Below are 15,623 nucleotides of genomic sequence, written 5' to 3' on the forward strand. Positions count from 1 at the left end.
ATCGGCGCTGGTGCGGCTGCTGCGTACGATTCGGGGCCGGGCATCCCCTCGTCCCGCGGAGGTAACGGCAGATGGCAGGCCAGCACGAGGGGTACGCCCTCGGCGTCGACCTCGGCACGTCCCACACCGTCGCCGTGCTGCGCCGACCCGACGGGCACACCCGAGCACTGCTCGTGGACGGCCAGCCGATCATCCCCTCCGGCGTGTACGCCGACGCGGACGGGCTGCTGCACGCCGGCCGGGACGCCCAGCGGCTGGCCCGCACCGATCCGGGCCGGTACGAGCCCAACCCGAAGCGGCGCATCGACGAGCCCGCGGTCGTGTTGGGTGACCGCCGGTATCCGCCGGCCGAACTGCTGGCCGCGACGCTGCACGCGGTGGCCCGGGCGGCCGTCGAGGCGGTCGGGTTCCTGCCCCCGGCGGTGCTGACGTGCCCGGCGACCTGGGACGCCGCCCGCCGCCAGGTGCTGGCCGACGCCCTGGCGACGGCGGGCTGGCCGTCGGCGGCCGAGCACACGCTCTCCGGTCCCACGCCGCCGGGCACCCGGCTGCTGCGGGAGCCGGTGGCCGCCGCCCGCTACTACACGCAGGTGCTGCGCCGCCCGGTGCCGGTGGGCGGGACGATCGCGGTCTTCGACTTCGGTGCGGGGACGCTGGACGTCGCGGTGCTGCGCAACGAGGGCGCCGACCCGTGGGGCGACTCCGGGTTCACGGTCGTCACCGCGGGCGGCGCGGACGACCTCGGCGGCCTGGACGTGGACGCCGCCCTGCTGGGTCGGCTCGGCGAACTGGTGGCCGAGGCGCATCCGGCGCGCTGGGAGCGGCTGACCCGCCCGGAGTCCGCGACGCAGTGGCGGGAGCGGCACGAGCTCTGGGAGAACGTCCGGGGCGCGAAGGAGATGCTGTCGCGGGTGCCGGCGGCGCCGGTGGCCGTGCCGGGGGTGGAGGCGGCGGTCACGCTCACCCGGGCCGACCTGGAGCGGGTGGCCGGGCCGCTGCTGGGCCGGGCGGTGGCGGTGACCCGCGACGTGATCGGCGCGGCCGGCCTCGACCCGCAGCAGCTCTCCGGCCTGTTCCTGGTCGGTGGCGCCACCCGGATGCCGATGGTGGCCCGGCTGCTGCACGCCGAACTGGGCATCGCCCCGACCGTGCTGGAGCAGCCGGAGCTGCCGGTGGCCGAGGGGGCGCTGACCGACCTGCCCCTGCCCCGGCGCGCCCGGGCCGCCGACGCCTTCGCCGCACCGGCGCCACCCCCCGCTGCGGCGCAGCCGGCCGGAGCACCACCGCCCGATTCCGCCGCGCCGGCACCACAGGCCCCGGTCCCCACGCCGACCGCCGTCGCCGGACCGGAGGGCGTCACGCCGGCCCTGCCCGTCGGGCTGACGCCGACCATGGTCGCCGGGCCGTCGACCGCCCCGACCGTGCCCGCCACAACGGCACCGGCCGACCCGTTCGCACCGGCGGGCGGCGCGGCACCCTACGCACCGGCGGGCGGCGCGGCAGCCTACGCACCGCCGGGCGTACCCCATGGTGGTCCTGCGGGGGCGTGGCCGGGCTTACCCGTCTCCGGCACGCCGGTGTCGCCGTCGCCCGGCGGCGGCCGGAGTGGGCCGGCGCTCCCCCGACGCCGGGCGCTGTGGGTCTCGCTCGCCGCCGTGCTCGCGCTCGCCGGCGTGGCGACGGCGGCGGCGCTGTACCTGACCCGGGACCGCTACCCCGCCCTGGAGTTCCGGACCGTCGACCAGCTGACCCGGGTGCCCGCCGGCACGGAACGACCGGCGGACATGTTCACCGCGGTCCTCGGGCAGCGGGCCTATCTCGGCTATCCGCTCGGCGACGGGCGGCTGGAGGTGGTGGCGGTCGACGCCGGCACCGGCGCGGTGAAGTGGCGCAAGCAGACCGCGGTGTCCTCCGAGCGGTGGAAGGGGATCGTCGCCCTGCCCGGCGCGGTCGCGGTCTTCGCCGACGCCATCGGCGACGACACCCCCCGGGACCTCGTGCTGCTCGGCGGCGCCTCCGGCGACCAGCGGTGGCGCCGGGCGATCCTGGGCAACGACGACGTGATCTTCGGCGACGGCGTCGCGGTGCAGGTGGACCACGCCGGGAAGCGGCTCGTCGGGCTGCGTCTCGGCGACGGCGGGGAGGTCTGGTCGCAGCCCAGCCCGCGCGACGAGTACGACAACACCCGCACCAGCGTCCACCCGGTCACCACCGACAAGGCCCTGGGCGGCCCGGCCTTTCTCGACGGCTCCCCGCGCGATCCCTGGCGCGGCGAGGTCGACCGGATCGTGCAGGTGGGCGCGGACCGGTCGGTCCGACTGGTCGACATGGGCAGCGGCCGGGTGGTCCGCACCCGCGCCGGGGTGGCCGATCACGACGACCTGGTGGTGGCGCACGAGGACCGCCTCTACGTGGCCCGCGACGACGCCGGTTACCAGCTGCTCGCGTACGACCTGACGAGCGACGCCCAGCCGAAGGTGCTGTACACGGCCAGGGACGACAAGCGTCGCCCGGAGGCGCTGGTGTCCTGCGGCGAGCGGCGGGCGTGCCTGCTGGAGGTGACCGGCGGCGACGACGAGACCGCCGAGGTGGTGGCCGCGACCGAGGAAAAGTGGACCAGTTGGAAGGCGCCGGGAGCAACAATGCTGGTGCCGCTCGGCGAGCACCTGCTCGCCCGGCGGACCACCCCGGAGTCGGCCGGCACGCTGTTCGGCCCCGACGGTCGCGCCGTGCTCGCCGACCGTCGCGGGGTGGCGGTCCGGCTCGACGGGGGCAACCTGCTGCTCCTCGCCGACCCGCCCAGCTCGGTCGAGGACGACCGCAGCGTCGCCGGGCTGTCGGTGGGCTCGGGTGAGGTGGCCGAGCTGGGCCAGCTGGCGGACGTACGCAGCGACACGTGCTCGTGGAACACCAGCGTGATCGCCTGCGGTGCCGGCAGGCAGAGCGGGGACGCCGGGGCGGAGTCCCCGTACGGATTCGTGCTCTACCGGTTCGCCGGGTAGCCGACACTCCGACAGGCATTCAGATGGATCTATATAGCCGATAGCCTCCTCTCAACGGCCAGGCTGCTCCGCGTCCGGTCACGAGCCGGCGCGGGGCCGACAGGAGGAGGACCGGCAGATGACGATTCCCCGTACCCGGCGATGGCGGGCCCGGACGGTGGGCGTACTCGCCGCCGCTGCGGTCGTCGCCGCGATGGGCACCCCCGCGGCGGCCGCCCCGGCCACCGGCGAGATCCTGCACGCCGACGCCCCGAACGCGGTGACCGACGGATACGTCGTCGTGCTCAGGGACGACGCGACCGGACGCGCCGGCGACCGGCGGGCCACCGTCGCGGACGCCGCCGGGCGGCTGGCCGACCGCTACGGGGCCACCGTCGACCGCGTCTACGGGCACGCGCTCAACGGATTCGTGGCGCACCTGCCGGAGCGGGCCGCCCGGCGGCTCGCCGCCGACCCGGCCGTCGCGTACGTGGAGCGGGACCGGGTGGTGACCCTCGTCGGGCCGGGCGTGCAGCTCAACCCGCCGTCGTGGGGCCTGGACCGCATCGACCAGCGCAACCTGCCGCTCGACGGCCGGTACGCCTACCCGAACACCGCGCACAACGTGCACGCGTACGTCATCGACACCGGCATCCGGAGCACGCACGGCGACTTCGGCGTCCGGGCCGGCGGCGGCGTCGACCTCGTCGACGGCGGCCCGGCGGACGACTGCAACGGCCATGGCACCCACCTGGCCGGCACCATCGGCGGCACCCGGCACGGGGTGGCGAAGGAGATCCAGCTGCGGCCGGTACGGGTGCTCAACTGCGCCGGCAGCGGCACCTTCTCCCAGGTGATCGCCGGGGTGGACTGGGTCACCGCGAACGCCGTGCGGCCGGCGGTGGCGCTCCTGGCGCTCGGCGGCGGCGCCAGCACGGCGCTGGACGCCGCGGTGAACCGGTCGATCTCGTCCGGGGTGACCTACGCGGTCACGGCGGGCAGCTCGAACGCCAACGCCTGCAACTACTCCCCGGCGCGGGTCGCGGCGGCGCTCACCGTGGCGGGCACCACCAGCACCGACGCCCGGATGCCGAGCGGCAACCACGGCAGCTGCATCGACCTCTTCGCCCCCGGCGCCAACATCACCTCCACCTGGCACACAGGCGACGCGGCGGTGACCACCATCAGCGGCAGCTCGATGGCCGCCGCGCACGTCACCGGCTGCGCCGCGCTCGCCCTCTCGGCAAATCCGACCTGGAGCCCCGCGCAGGTGGCCGCGTACCTGGTCGGCAGGGCGACGACCGGAGTGGTGACGGGCGTGGTCAGCGGCACGCCGAACCGCCTGCTCTACTGCGGCCCCTGACACGCGGCCCGCCGCACCGGCGGACCGCACGGCTCACCCGCGCCCCCGCGGCCGTGAACTCCGGCTGCGGGGGCGCGGGTGAGGGCTGCGGCTGCGGCTGCGGCGGGAAGATCGATGTTCGGCGGGCCTTGTCCGTGCAGGGCCCGCCGACTAAGTTCAATCGATGATCGACTATCTGGTCATCGGCGGCGGAATCGCGGGCGCCAGCGCCGGACACCACCTCGCCGCGTACGGGACCGTGGTGCTGCTGGAGATGGAGCAGGTCCCCGGCCAGCACTCCACCGGCCGCTCGGCCGCCGTGTTCTCCGAGTACTACGGCGGGCCGGCGGTGCGCGCGCTGACCCGGGCCAGCCGGGGCTTCCTCACCGCGCCGCCGCCGGGGTTCGCCGAGCATCCGCTGCTCACCCCGCGCGGCACGCTCAGCCTCTGCCCACCGGGCAGTGAGGACGCCTTCGAGGCGGCGCTGCGCGACGGGGCCGAGGTGGACCCGCCGGCCCGCGAGATCGACGTCGCCGACCTGACCCAGCACTGCCCCGTCGTGCGGCCGCAGTGGTGCCGGCGGGCGATGGTGAAGCCGGCCGTGCGGGACCTCGACGTCGCCGCGCTGCACCAGGGCTACCTGCGCGGCATCCGGGCGGCCGGCGGCCGGGTCGTGTGCGGCGCGCGGGTGCGCCGGCTGCGGCGCGGCGGCGACGGCTGGCAGGTGGGCACGGACGCCGGCGAGTTCAGCGCCCGGGTCGTCGTCAACGCGGCGGGCGCCTGGGCCGACGAGGTCGCGGCGGCGGCCGGCGTACGACCGGCGGGGTTGACGCCCCTGCGGCGCACCGCCTTCCTGGTGGACGCGCCGGCCGGCGTCGCTACGAGGGACTGGCCGATGGTCAACGACGTCGACGGCACCTTCTACTTCAAGCCGGAGTCGGGGCGTCTGCTGGTCTCCCCGTGCGACACCACTCCCGCGCCGCCGGGCGACGCCCGCCCCGACGACCTCGACGTGGCGATCGGCGCCGACCGGGTGCAGGCGGCGACCACACTGGACATCCGCCGCGTCCACCAGCCCTGGGCCGGACTGCGGACCTCCGCCCCGGACGACGTGCCCGTGATCGGCCCGGCGCCCGACGCGCCGGATTTCCTGTGGATGGCCGGGCTCGGCGGCTACGGCGTCCAGACCTCGCCGGCGGCGGGCGCCCTGCTCGCCGCGCTGGCGGTCGACGCCGCACCCCCGGTCGACCCCACCCCGCTGTCGCCGTCCCGCCTCCCCTGACCCGCCCCGCCCACCCGCTACCCACCCGCCCACCCACCCACCCGCCCACCCACCCGCCCGGGTCGATCATGAGGTTGGCGGCAGCCGAGGAGATCGACTTCGCCGCCAACCTCATGATCAGCGGGGCGTGGAGGTGGGCGGGAGGTCAGCCGGAGTGTTGGTTCAACGGGGAGCGGCGGGGCAGCATCGTCCACGCCGAGAGGGCCGCCGACAGCAGCGCCGCCAGCAGCATCACCTGGAAGACCGCCGGGTAGCCGGCCATGCTGGCGACCAGGCCGGCCAGCGGCGCCCCCGCCACCAGGCCGATGTCCCAGAACGAGGTGAACGCGCCGAGCGCCGTCCCCTGGTGGGCCGGGTCCGTGCGGTTGATCACCAACAGGGCCAGCGCCGGGAAGAGCAGCGAGAGCCCGGCGCCGATCACCAGCCCGCCGAGGACCGCGACCAGCAGGTTCGGCGCGACCGCGACCAGGAGCAGCCCCACCGCCTCCACCAGGGCCGACCCGACGGCCACCCGGCCGGCGCCGAGCTTGTCGGGCAGCCCGCCCACGACGAGCCGGACCCCCACGTAGGTGAAGCCGAACGCGTTGAACGCGACGATGCCGTTCTCGATGCCCCGCTCGGCCATGTGCAGGGCCACGAACGCGGCCAGCGCGGCGTAGCCGAACCCGGCCAGGGAGAGCGCGACGCCGGGCGCCACCGCGCTGCGCGGCAGGATGCCGGCCCGGCCCGCCGGGCTCGCCTGCTGCGGCCGCGGCCGGGTGGCGACGAGCGCGGCCCCGACGGCCGCCGCCAGGACCGCGAACAGCCACACCGCCGGATAACCGGAGGTACGCAGCAGCACCGCGCCGAGCAGGGCGCCCAGCGTGATGCCCAGCCACATGTAGATGCCGTACAGGCCGACGACGCGGCCCCGCCGGTCGGCCGGCGCCAGCGCCACCAGCCAGGCCGCGCCGGCGGTGTAGACGGCCGCCTCACCGATCCCGTGCAGGACCCGGACGCCGACCAGCACGCCGACGTTGCCGGCCACCAGGTAGGCCGCCCCGGCGGCGGCACACACCACCGCCCCGCCCAGCATCACCGTCCGGTACCCGTGCCGGTCGCCGACCCGGCCGGCGATGGGCCGGGCGATCACGGCGGAGACCGCGATCGCGGCGATCACCACCCCCACCTGGACCCGGTTGCCGCCCAGCTCGTCGAGGACGTAGAACGGCAGCACCGCCAGGGACGCGCCCACGCCGAGCAGGCACAGGAAGATCGCGGCGAAGAGCGGGACGATGGGCCGGTAGAACGATAGTTTCCCGCCGGTCGTGGTCATGCGGTGACGCTCCTAGCCCGTGCTCCGTGAGGCCTTGCTGGGCGGCGAGGTGGTCCGGCGTCGCGGTTGCCGACGCAGGTCGAGTCCTTAGTGGATCGACCAGCGACCGGGCAGACCGAAGGCCGGCCGGGCACCTCGCGCTCAGGATAGCGGCATCGAAGCAGAACGATCCACCGGACGCTCAGCGGGCGGGCCGCGGCCGGTGCCGGCCGTCGAGCCGGTCCCGCGCGGGCGTGGGTTCGGCTGCACGGCCAGCCGCGCCCACAGCACGCCGCGGGCGACCGCCGTGGCGGTCGCCCGCGGAAGGAGCCGCGCGGGACGGGTCAGGCCGGTACGACGTGGAAGAAGTGGGTCGGCAGGTGCACGGCCAGTCCCTCGTGGATCTCGGCACAGACGGCCGGGCCGTCGGTGGACAGGGTGCCGGGCGGCGGGGTGTCGACGCGGATCGCGGACCGCCCCGCGTCCAGCAGGCGGGCCGCCATCGCGAAGTCACCCACCACCGCCTCGCCCGGCGCCACCATCCGCGTACGGCTGATCTGGACGCCGTTGCGGGTCAGGTCCGTCAGGAAGGAGCCCTTGCCGAGCAGGTGGGTGTAGTAGTCCCGCGGGTTGACGATCATCGCGTGCGGGGTGGCCCCGGTCTGCTCGATCTCGTCGCAGGCGGCGAGCAGGCCGCTGAGCCAGTCGTGCCGGTACGGCAGCCGCCCGATCTCCGGATGCCGCAGCAGGCCGCCCTCGCCGATGGTCAGCGCCTGGTTCTCGGCCGTGGCGAGGCGGACCAGCAGCCGGTAGTCGATGAAGGAGGCCAGCGCCTCCGGGTCGTCGGCGAGTTCCTCGGGGATGCGCACCCAGGCGCGGATCGGGTGCACCCCGGCGGAGGCGGTGCCGAACCGGAAGGCGGCCTCCCGGCGCAGGCCCGACTCGTGCACGGCAGCGGCCTCGCCCGCGTCGGGCCGACCCTCGGACCAGAACCGGACCGGCTCCATGCCGACCGGCCGCTTGCGGAACAGGTTGCGCACCGTCACCCGGGGGCGTTCCTTGGTCGGCTGGAAGGCGTCCGTGATGGTGTAGTCGAAGCGCACCTCGGCGCCGGCGGGATCGTCGGCGTACGCGCGGGCGAACAGCTCACCGGGCGACAGCGTCGACGGCGCGGTCACGGGTGGCGCGGTGGTGATGGTCATGAGTCCTCCCCGATGGAGATGGCGTGCCGGATCAGCCGCTCGTAGAAGGGCTGGTGGTGGTCGTGGTACGACCGCAGGGTGTCGTTGTTGGCGACGGTCGTCTCGAAGGACTTCTCGACCGGCGAGAAGCCCGAGGTGCGTTCGACGTCGAGGTGCCACTTGCGCGTACGCCGCCACTCGGTGCGCTCCCCCGGCGCCCAGTTCAGCGCCTCGGGCAGGAACGGCAGTCCCACGGCCTCGCACCAGGCCGACACCGTCTCGGCGGGGTGCCGCAGCAGGTCCTCGGCCCGGATCACCACCGGCGGCCGGTGCGCGGTCCGGCTGACCAGGTCGAACAGCTCCCACTGGTGCTCGAAGCCGATCTCCGGGCAGGTCACCGTCGGCTTGATCGCGTAGTGCGAGCTGATCGTGCGGGCCGGTTCCCGGACGATGAACGTGTGCGTGACGTCGGCGACCGCCCCGGGGTCGTCGAACAGGTGCCGGTAGCGGTACTCGAGCGTGTCCTTGACGAACACGGTCCGGTCCCGGCCCAGCTCCGTCAGGTGCGCGACGACCTCGGCCGCGTCGGTCACGGTGACGGTGCCGCCGTCGGCGGTGGGCAGCTCGACGTGCCCCTCGTCGACGAGGGTGACCAGGGGCTCGTGGACGACCGTGACGTCGCCGCGGGCGATCATCATGCGCAGGAACGCGGTGGAGAGCGCCCGGGGATGCGCCCACATGGCGATCACCGGCATGCCGGCCTCCCGTACCGCGTCTCCCGCCGCCCCGGGGCGGCGCCGCGGCGGGGCGCGATCACTGCGACCACGACGTGGGCTTGCGGTCCCACCGGTGGCCGCGCAGCGTGTCCAGCACCCCGGCGTCCAGCGGTACGCCGTCGCTGACGGCCAGGTTGGCGCGGACGTGCTCGACGCGGCGCATGCCGGGGATCACCGTGCTCACCGCCGGGTGGTGCAGGATGAACCGCAGCGCCAGCTCCGGCATGGTCATCCCGGCCGGCACGTCGGCGGCCAGCCGCTCGGCGCGCTCCACGCTGGGCAGCAGGTTCTCCGGCCCGAAGTACGTGCTGCGCCAGTCCTCCTCCGGCCAGGTGCTGTCGGCGGTCAGCGTGCCGGTCAGCGTCCCCTCGTCGAACGGGACGCGGGCGATGATCGCGATGTCGTCGCGCTGGGCGCGCGGGAACAGCTCGTCCTCCGGTGCCTGGTCGAAGATGTTGTAGATGACCTGCACGACGTCGATCAGGCCGGTGTCGAGGGCGGCGTGGCAGTTCGTCGGCTCCCACCGGTTGACGCTGATCCCGACGCCGTCGACCACGCCCTCCCGCTTGAGGTCCGCGACGGCCTCCTGCCAGCGGCCGTCGGCGGCCCACCGGTCCTCCCAGACGTGGAACTGGAGCAGGTCGATCCGGTCCACGCCGAGGTTCTCGAGGCTGCGGTGGGTGAACTCGCGGATGTGCTCGGCCGGGAAGACGTCGTCCAGGGTGTCCTGGGGGCCCGGCGGCCACTCGCGGTTCTTCGGCGGGATCTTGGTGGCCAGGTACAGCCGGCGGTCCGGGTGCCGGCGCACCAGGCCGCCGAGGAGCTGCTCGCTGACGCCCCGCCCGTAGACCCAGGCGGTGTCGAAGAAGTTGCAGCCCCGTTCCACCGCCTCGTCCAGGCAGGCCGGCGCGGTGTCGTAGTCCCAGCCGGTGAAGCCGCCGGGTCCGCCCCCGATGCCCCACATCCCGTATCCGACCTCGCTGACCTGCCAGCCGAGCCGACCCATCCTGCGGTATCGCATTCCACTCCCTCATCCGTGCCGGAAATCGCGTCGCGCGCGACCGTTCACCCTGGTCCCGCCGGCAGCAGCAGCCGGTCGGCCTCCCGCCCCTCGTGCGCGCCCAGCCAGGCGCGGTAGGCGCCGACGGACGGGCCGAGCCGGTGGTCGGTGAAGCCCCGGCGGCGTTCCAACTCGGCGCAGCCGTCGCGCCGGAAGAGCCGGGGGTTGTCGGTGAGCAGCCTCGCGAAGACCGCGCGCAGCCGCTCCTCGTCGGCGCCCGCGCCGGGCGGGAAGAGGGCCAGCAGCACGGCGGCGTCGCGGTCGCCCCCGTCCGCCGCCTCGCGCAGCCCCGCCAGGAACCGCGCGCAGCTCACCCGGGGCAGGGCGTCCGCGCCGCCCAGCGGCAGGTCGGTGAAGTCGACGCTCACCGGGTGCAGGACGTGCAGCGTGCCGCCCCACTGGCGCGGGTCGACGACCGTGGCGACGATCCGCCGGGCGGCCCAGTCCACCGGCGTCCAGTCGGAGCGCACGGGCGCGTCGGGCCGCATCCCCAGCCGGTGGCAGGCCGCCAGCAGCAGGTGGGTCAGGGCCCGGGGGTTGGGGTGGCCGTCGTCGGCCGCGGGCATCACCTCGCCGAGGCGCAGCACCGTGACGGTCGCGCCGCGCCGCCGGGCGTCGTCGACGTACCGCTCCGCCACCCACTTCGACCGGCTGTAGCCGCTCGTCGGCGCGACGGCGAGGGCCGGGTCGTACGTCTCGGGCAGCGGCTGCGGATGGCGGGCGGCCTCGCTGTCGAGAACGCCGAGGGTGGAGACGTGGTGCAGCGGCTTCGGCCGTCCCGTCAGGCAGAGCCGCAGCAGCTCGGCGGTGCCGAGGACGTTCGCGGCGCGGTGGGCCCGGTAGTCGAACAGGAAGTTGACGAGCGCCCCGGCGTGCAGCACGAGGTCGCAGTCGTGGGCCAGCCGGTCCCACGCCTGCGGGGTCAGGCCGAGGGCCGGGCTGCCGAGGTCGGCCGCGTACCCGTGCAGGCGCGGGCCGTGGCCGGGCCGCCACAGGCCCCGCTCGGCCAGCGCGCCCACGACGCGGGCGGTGGCCTCGGCGTCGTCGGCCGCGCGGGCCAGGCAGAGCACCCGGACGTCGGTGGTGGCGAGCAGCTCGTGCACCAGTCGCGCGCCGACGAAGCCGGTGGCCCCGGTGACCAGGACCGTACGCGGCGCCCGGCGCCGGCCGACGGGGCGTACGGGCAGGTCGGCCGGGATCTTCGCGTCCCGCTCCACCAGCTCGTCCTCGGTCTCGGTGGGGTCGGCCGTACGCAGCCGTACGGCGAGCGCCCGGGCGAGCCGGGCGGCGCTGCGGTGGGTGAACAGGTCCTGCACGCCGACGCGCACGCTCTGGTCCGCGCCGAGGGCGGTGACCGCGTCGAGGGCCTGGAGCGAGTCGCCCCCGGCGTCGAGGAAGTCGGTGTCGGGGTCGAGGTCGGGCCGGCCGAGGACCGTCCGGAAGACCCCCAGCACCCGCTCGGCCAGCGTCCGCGCCTCGGCGGGCGCGGCCGACGGGCGGGTCCGGTCGGCGAGCGTACGGTCCAGCCATGCCTCCAGCGCCTGCCGGTCGACCTTGCCGTTGCCGGTCAGCGGCAGCGCGTCGCGCACGACGACGTGCCGGGGCACGTGGGTGCGGGGCAGCAGCCCGCGCAGGTGCGCCCGCACCTGCGGCTCGGTCACCTCGGGGTCGGCGGCGAGGAAGAGGGCCAGCGACTTCCCCCGGTGCTCGCGGGCCAGCAGGACCTTCGCCAGCCGTACGCCGGGCAGCCGGGTGGCGGCGGTCTCGATCTCGCCGGCCTCGATCCGGACGCCGTTGACCTTGAGCTGGTGGTCGCGGCGGCCGGCGAAGTGCAGCCGGCCGTCGGGGGCGATCCGGCCGAGGTCGCCGGTGCGGTAGAGCCGGGCGCCCGGGATGTCGGGCAGCGGGTTGGGCACGAACACTCCGGCGGTGCGGGCCGGGTCGCCGAGGTAGCCCTCGCCCAGGCACACGCCGCCGATGACGATCTCGCCGGTCTCGCCCGGCGGCAGGGGGCGCAGCTCGTCGTCCACGACGGCGGCGTGGCAGTTGTCGATGGGCCGGCCGATGGGGATGACGTCGCCGTCGCCGCGGGCGACGGTGTGGAAGATCATTCCGATCGACGCCTCGGTCGGGCCGTAGCCGTTGGTGACCGCCACGCCCGGCACCAACTCGACCAGCCGGTGCACCGCCCAGGGGTCGATCTCCTCGCCGCCGACGATCACGTTGCGCAGCGAGGCGACGGCACGCCGGGCCGCCGGGTCCCGGTCCAGGACCGACACCAGCGCGCCGAGCACGCTCGGCACGAAGTCGGTCATCGTGACGGTCTCGTCGGCGATGGTCCGGATGGTCCGCTCGACGTCGAGGAACCCGCCCTCGACCGGCACCACGGTGCGGCCACCGGTGGTCAGCGGCCAGAACATCTGCCACACCGACGAGTCAAAGGTGTGCCGGCTGTTCTGGAGCACCACCTCGTCGCCGGTCGCCGCGAAGTGCCGCGTCATGAACCGCAGCCGGTTGGCGATGCCGTCGTGCCGGTTCAGTGCGCACTTCGGGGTGCCGGTGGTGCCGGAGGTGAAGATGCCGTAGATCAGGTCGGCCGGGCCGATCGGCACGCCGGGCCGGCGACGGATCGGGACGATCCCGTCGAGGTCGACGGGCAGGCAGGGGACGTCGCCGGTGTCGGGACGCGGGCCGGTGCCGCGTACCACCGCGAGCCGGGGCCGCACCTCCCGCAGCGCGGCGTGCAGCCGGTCCGCCGGCCAGCCGGGATCGACGGGCACGAAGGCCGCGCCGAGCTTCATCAGCGCCAGGTCGACGACGGGCAGTTCGAGCCCGTCGGCGATCAGGACGGGCACCACGTCGCCCCGCCGGACGCCCCGCCCGGTGAGGGCGGCGGCGACGCCGTTGGCCAGGTCGTCGAGTTCGCGGTACGTCAGCGAGCGGCCCCGGAACGACACCGCCCGGCGGTGCGGGTGCCGGTCGACGCGCTCCTCGACCATGCCGGGCACGGCCAGGAAGGGCCGGTCGTCGTACGCCTTCCCGGCGGCCGCCGCAGTGGTGGCGGTGCACCGGCAGGTGGGCCCGTCGGAGACGGTAACCGCCGCCGTGGATCCGGTGTCGCCCGCCCTCATCACGCCTCCTGTCCCCGTGCCCGCAGGCCTGTCGTCATGCTGCGGACGGGACGAATCCGACCCGACGCGCAGCAAGGGTAGTTATCGGCGCCGGTCGATGCCCTGGCTGCTGGTCAAGGACACTAGAGGGCCGATCGATGGGAGGGAATATGCAACTTTCTGCTACATCGATTCCCGTCACTTGGAAGTGGCGACCGCACCCCCCGCGCGCCGCCCGTCCGGCGGGCAGGCCCCCCACCAGGCAATCCTTCGCCCACCTGCCGGCGTACGCGGAGATTCCACGCTGGACTGTCGGCCACGCGCGGAGACGTACCGGCGGGGCGGACCGACGCCCCCGCCACGCGACGAGCAGGAGCGATGACGGACGGTAGCCGGCGACGCGCGGGCCGGTCGCGCCCGTGCAGCGGGTCGCGGGTGTCCCGCTCGCCGGCCACCGCCCTCATCGCGATCAGCTCACCCGGCGGTCGTGCCCCTGCCAGAACCGCTCCCGAAGCTCGCGGCGCAGGATCTTCCCGCTGGGGTTGCGCGGCACCCGGTCGATGAACTCGTAGTGCAGCGGCTGCTTGAAACCGGCGAGCTGGCCGCGCAGGTGCAGCGCCAGGTCGCGCTCGGTGAGCTGCTGCCCCTCCACCGGCACCACGAACGCGTAGACGGCCTCGCCCCAGCGCTCGTCCGGCACCCCGACGACCGCGGACTCGGCGACCAGCGGGTGCCGGCTGATGACGTTCTCGACCTCGACCGGGTAGACGTTCTCCCCCGAGACGATGATCATGTCCTTGATCCGGTCGCGGATGTACAGGTAGCCGTCCTCGTCCAGCAGGCCGGCGTCCCCGGTGACGACCCAGCCGTCGACAAGCGTCTTCGCCGTGGCCTCCGGCAGGTTCCAGTACTCCACCATCACGCCCGGCGAACGCAGCCAGACCTCGCCGACCTCGCCGGCCGGCAGCGGGTCGCCCTTGTCGTCCACGATCTTGACCTCGAAGCCCGGGTACGGCAGCCCCGCCGACTGCATCTTGCCGCCGTCCGGGGTGTGGTCGGCCGGGGGCAGGCAGACGGCGGAGTTGCCGGTCTCGGTCAGGCCGTAGATCTGGGCGAACTCGCAGCCGAAGCCCTCGATGCAGCGGGCCAGCAGCGCCGTCGAGATGGGCGCGCTGCCGTAGACGATCTTCCGCAGCGAGACGAAGTCCGCCTTGGTGACGCCGGGCTCCGCGAGCAGCAGGCGCAGCATCGAGGGCACCGCGAGGATGGTGGTGACGCGCAGCGATCTGATCAGCTCGACTGCGCCCGCGGTGTTGAACTCGCGCATCAGCACGTTCGTGGCCCCCGCGGCGAAACCCATCGCCGCCCACGACAGGCCGCCGATGTGGAATCCGCCGTTGCAGAGCAGGCTGACGTCGCTCTCGCGCAGGTCGAGCCAGTCCAGGTTCTCCGAGGCGAGCCCGTCGCGTACCGCGAAGAAGCTGCGGTGCGCGAGCACCACGCCCTTCGGCAGCCCCGTCGTGCCGCTGGTGTACATCTGCGCCAGCGGCGTGTCGGACGTGACCTTGGCCAGCACGTTCGCGTCCGGCTGCGCCGACACCCAGGCCGCGAAGCCGGCGCGGGCCACGCCGTCGGCGTCCAGCGCGACCACCTGCCGCAGCATCGGCAGCTCCGGCGCCAGCTTCTCGGCGACCGGCGTCGAGTCGGCGTCGACGAAGAGCAGGGCGGCGCCGGAGTCGCGCAGGATGTGCTCGACCTCGCCGGCGGCCAGCCGCCAGTTGATCGGCACGAACACCACGCCGATCTTCGCGGCACCGAAGAGCAGGTCGTAGAAGTGCTCGGACTCCCTACCGAGGTAGGCGACGCGGTCCCCGGGGCGCAGGCCCGCCGCCTGGAGGCCGCGTGCCACCTGGTTGCTGACGCGGTGCAGGGTGGCGTAGTCCACGCGCCGGCCCTCGCAGATGATCGCGACGGCTTCCGGCTGCTGGGCGGCGTGCCGGCGTGCCACGTCGACGAGCGTGCGCAACTGAACGGTCACCAAGTCCTCCTCAGTGGACGTACGGGGTGGGGGCGGCTCACGCCGCGTCGGCCTGGGAACGCATGCCGGGCGGGCTGACCGGCGCCATCCGCACCTCGCACCCGGCGATTCCGCCGGCGTCGTCCGGGAGACGTTGGGGCAGGTCGACGTTCTGGACGAACCCGCCCTCCGCGCTCGCCAGCCCACCGGCCGCGCTGTGCCTGGCCCGCGACGCCGTCATCGCCGTTCCTCCTTGCGCACGAGTGCGAACTGAACGTAATCAGCGCGTGTCCACCACCCGGTAACAGCGGAAGAACTCGCCACGGCCCCGATTCGGGCCCCCGTACCCGGTAGTGGAGGCGTCACCCGCACCAACGGCGGTCGTCCCGGCAGTTACCCGAGCGTGGACGGGCTGGGGGCACCATGAGCGCGCGGGCGGTCCCTCCCGCCCGGCGCACCGCATCCGACAGCGATTCCTTCCGAGCGATCACAGCGAGGACGACATGGCGGACACGTGCCCGGTGCACGGGCATCGGCAGCTGATGGACGACGACCACTTCGCGCGCCCGTACGCGGTCCA

At 74.7% G+C, this 15,623-nt stretch carries 10 protein-coding genes; 3 read left to right on the forward strand and 7 right to left on the reverse strand.

Going from position 1 to position 15,623, the window contains the following annotated elements; genetic code table 11:
* Positions 1–71 precede the first annotated feature (71 nt).
* From ACN27A_RS14255 to ACN27A_RS14265, 3 genes are all read left to right on the forward strand, one after another.
* Positions 72–3,002, forward strand: coding sequence for an Hsp70 family protein (locus tag ACN27A_RS14255; protein ID WP_421453434.1), 2,931 nt, complete (start codon positions 72–74; stop codon positions 3,000–3,002).
* A gap of 118 nt (positions 3,003–3,120) precedes the next feature.
* On the forward strand, positions 3,121–4,344 hold the full coding sequence (locus tag ACN27A_RS14260; protein ID WP_421453436.1) for a S8 family peptidase: 1,224 nt from the start codon (positions 3,121–3,123) through the stop codon (positions 4,342–4,344).
* Between the two features lie 163 nt (positions 4,345–4,507).
* Positions 4,508–5,605, forward strand: a complete 1,098-nt coding sequence (locus ACN27A_RS14265) for an NAD(P)/FAD-dependent oxidoreductase (RefSeq protein WP_421453439.1) — start codon at positions 4,508–4,510, stop codon at positions 5,603–5,605.
* Positions 5,606–5,750: 145 nt separating this feature from the next.
* Here the strand turns inward: ACN27A_RS14265 and ACN27A_RS14270 are convergent, their stop codons facing one another.
* The 7 genes from ACN27A_RS14270 to ACN27A_RS14300 all read right to left on the reverse strand — a co-directional run bounded on the left by ACN27A_RS14270 (position 5,751) and on the right by ACN27A_RS14300 (position 15,284).
* Positions 5,751–6,920 carry an MFS transporter gene (locus ACN27A_RS14270; protein WP_357578326.1) on the reverse strand — a complete coding sequence of 390 codons (1,170 nt, stop codon included), beginning with the start codon at positions 6,918–6,920 and terminating at the stop codon, positions 5,751–5,753.
* Between the two features lie 323 nt (positions 6,921–7,243).
* Positions 7,244–8,101 carry a family 3 encapsulin nanocompartment shell protein gene (locus tag ACN27A_RS14275; RefSeq protein ID WP_421453442.1) on the reverse strand — a complete coding sequence of 286 codons (858 nt, stop codon included), beginning with the start codon at positions 8,099–8,101 and terminating at the stop codon, positions 7,244–7,246.
* Positions 8,098–8,835 carry a hypothetical protein gene (locus ACN27A_RS14280; RefSeq protein ID WP_421453445.1) on the reverse strand — a complete coding sequence of 246 codons (738 nt, stop codon included), beginning with the start codon at positions 8,833–8,835 and terminating at the stop codon, positions 8,098–8,100. Before ACN27A_RS14280 ends, ACN27A_RS14275 begins: the two co-directional genes overlap by 4 nt.
* A gap of 58 nt (positions 8,836–8,893) precedes the next feature.
* A complete protein-coding gene (locus ACN27A_RS14285; RefSeq protein WP_132239265.1) occupies positions 8,894–9,877 on the reverse strand; it encodes an aldo/keto reductase in 984 nt (327 codons plus the stop codon).
* 44 nt (positions 9,878–9,921) lie between these two features.
* On the reverse strand, positions 9,922–13,047 hold the full coding sequence (locus ACN27A_RS14290; protein WP_421453448.1) for a non-ribosomal peptide synthetase: 3,126 nt from the start codon (positions 13,045–13,047) through the stop codon (positions 9,922–9,924).
* A 448-nt stretch (positions 13,048–13,495) separates the two neighbouring features.
* Positions 13,496–15,064: a fatty acid--CoA ligase gene (locus tag ACN27A_RS14295; protein WP_421453451.1), complete on the reverse strand. Its 1,569-nt coding sequence runs from the start codon at positions 15,062–15,064 to the stop codon at positions 13,496–13,498.
* Between the two features lie 37 nt (positions 15,065–15,101).
* Complete coding sequence (locus tag ACN27A_RS14300) at positions 15,102–15,284, reverse strand: hypothetical protein (protein ID WP_421453454.1); 183 nt, start codon at positions 15,282–15,284, stop codon at positions 15,102–15,104.
* Positions 15,285–15,623 lie beyond the last annotated feature (339 nt).

This window comes from Micromonospora sp. WMMD737, from assembly GCF_049179055.1.
Lineage (GTDB): Bacteria > Actinomycetota > Actinomycetes > Mycobacteriales > Micromonosporaceae > Micromonospora > Micromonospora reichwaldensis.

Bases quoted from the DNA above. Each gene is read 5' to 3' on its own strand.
- ACN27A_RS14255 (WP_421453434.1), top strand. From the start codon at position 72: ATGGCAGGCCAGCACGAGGGGTACGCCCTCGGCGTCGACCTCGGCACG.
- ACN27A_RS14260 (WP_421453436.1), top strand. From the start codon at position 3,121: ATGACGATTCCCCGTACCCGGCGATGGCGGGCCCGGACGGTGGGCGTA.
- ACN27A_RS14265 (WP_421453439.1), top strand. From the start codon at position 4,508: ATGATCGACTATCTGGTCATCGGCGGCGGAATCGCGGGCGCCAGCGCC.
- ACN27A_RS14270 (WP_357578326.1), bottom strand. From the start codon at position 6,920: ATGACCACGACCGGCGGGAAACTATCGTTCTACCGGCCCATCGTCCCG.
- ACN27A_RS14275 (WP_421453442.1), bottom strand. From the start codon at position 8,101: ATGACCATCACCACCGCGCCACCCGTGACCGCGCCGTCGACGCTGTCG.
- ACN27A_RS14280 (WP_421453445.1), bottom strand. From the start codon at position 8,835: ATGCCGGTGATCGCCATGTGGGCGCATCCCCGGGCGCTCTCCACCGCG.
- ACN27A_RS14285 (WP_132239265.1), bottom strand. From the start codon at position 9,877: ATGCGATACCGCAGGATGGGTCGGCTCGGCTGGCAGGTCAGCGAGGTC.
- ACN27A_RS14290 (WP_421453448.1), bottom strand. From the start codon at position 13,047: ATGAGGGCGGGCGACACCGGATCCACGGCGGCGGTTACCGTCTCCGAC.
- ACN27A_RS14300 (WP_421453454.1), bottom strand. From the start codon at position 15,284: ATGACGGCGTCGCGGGCCAGGCACAGCGCGGCCGGTGGGCTGGCGAGC.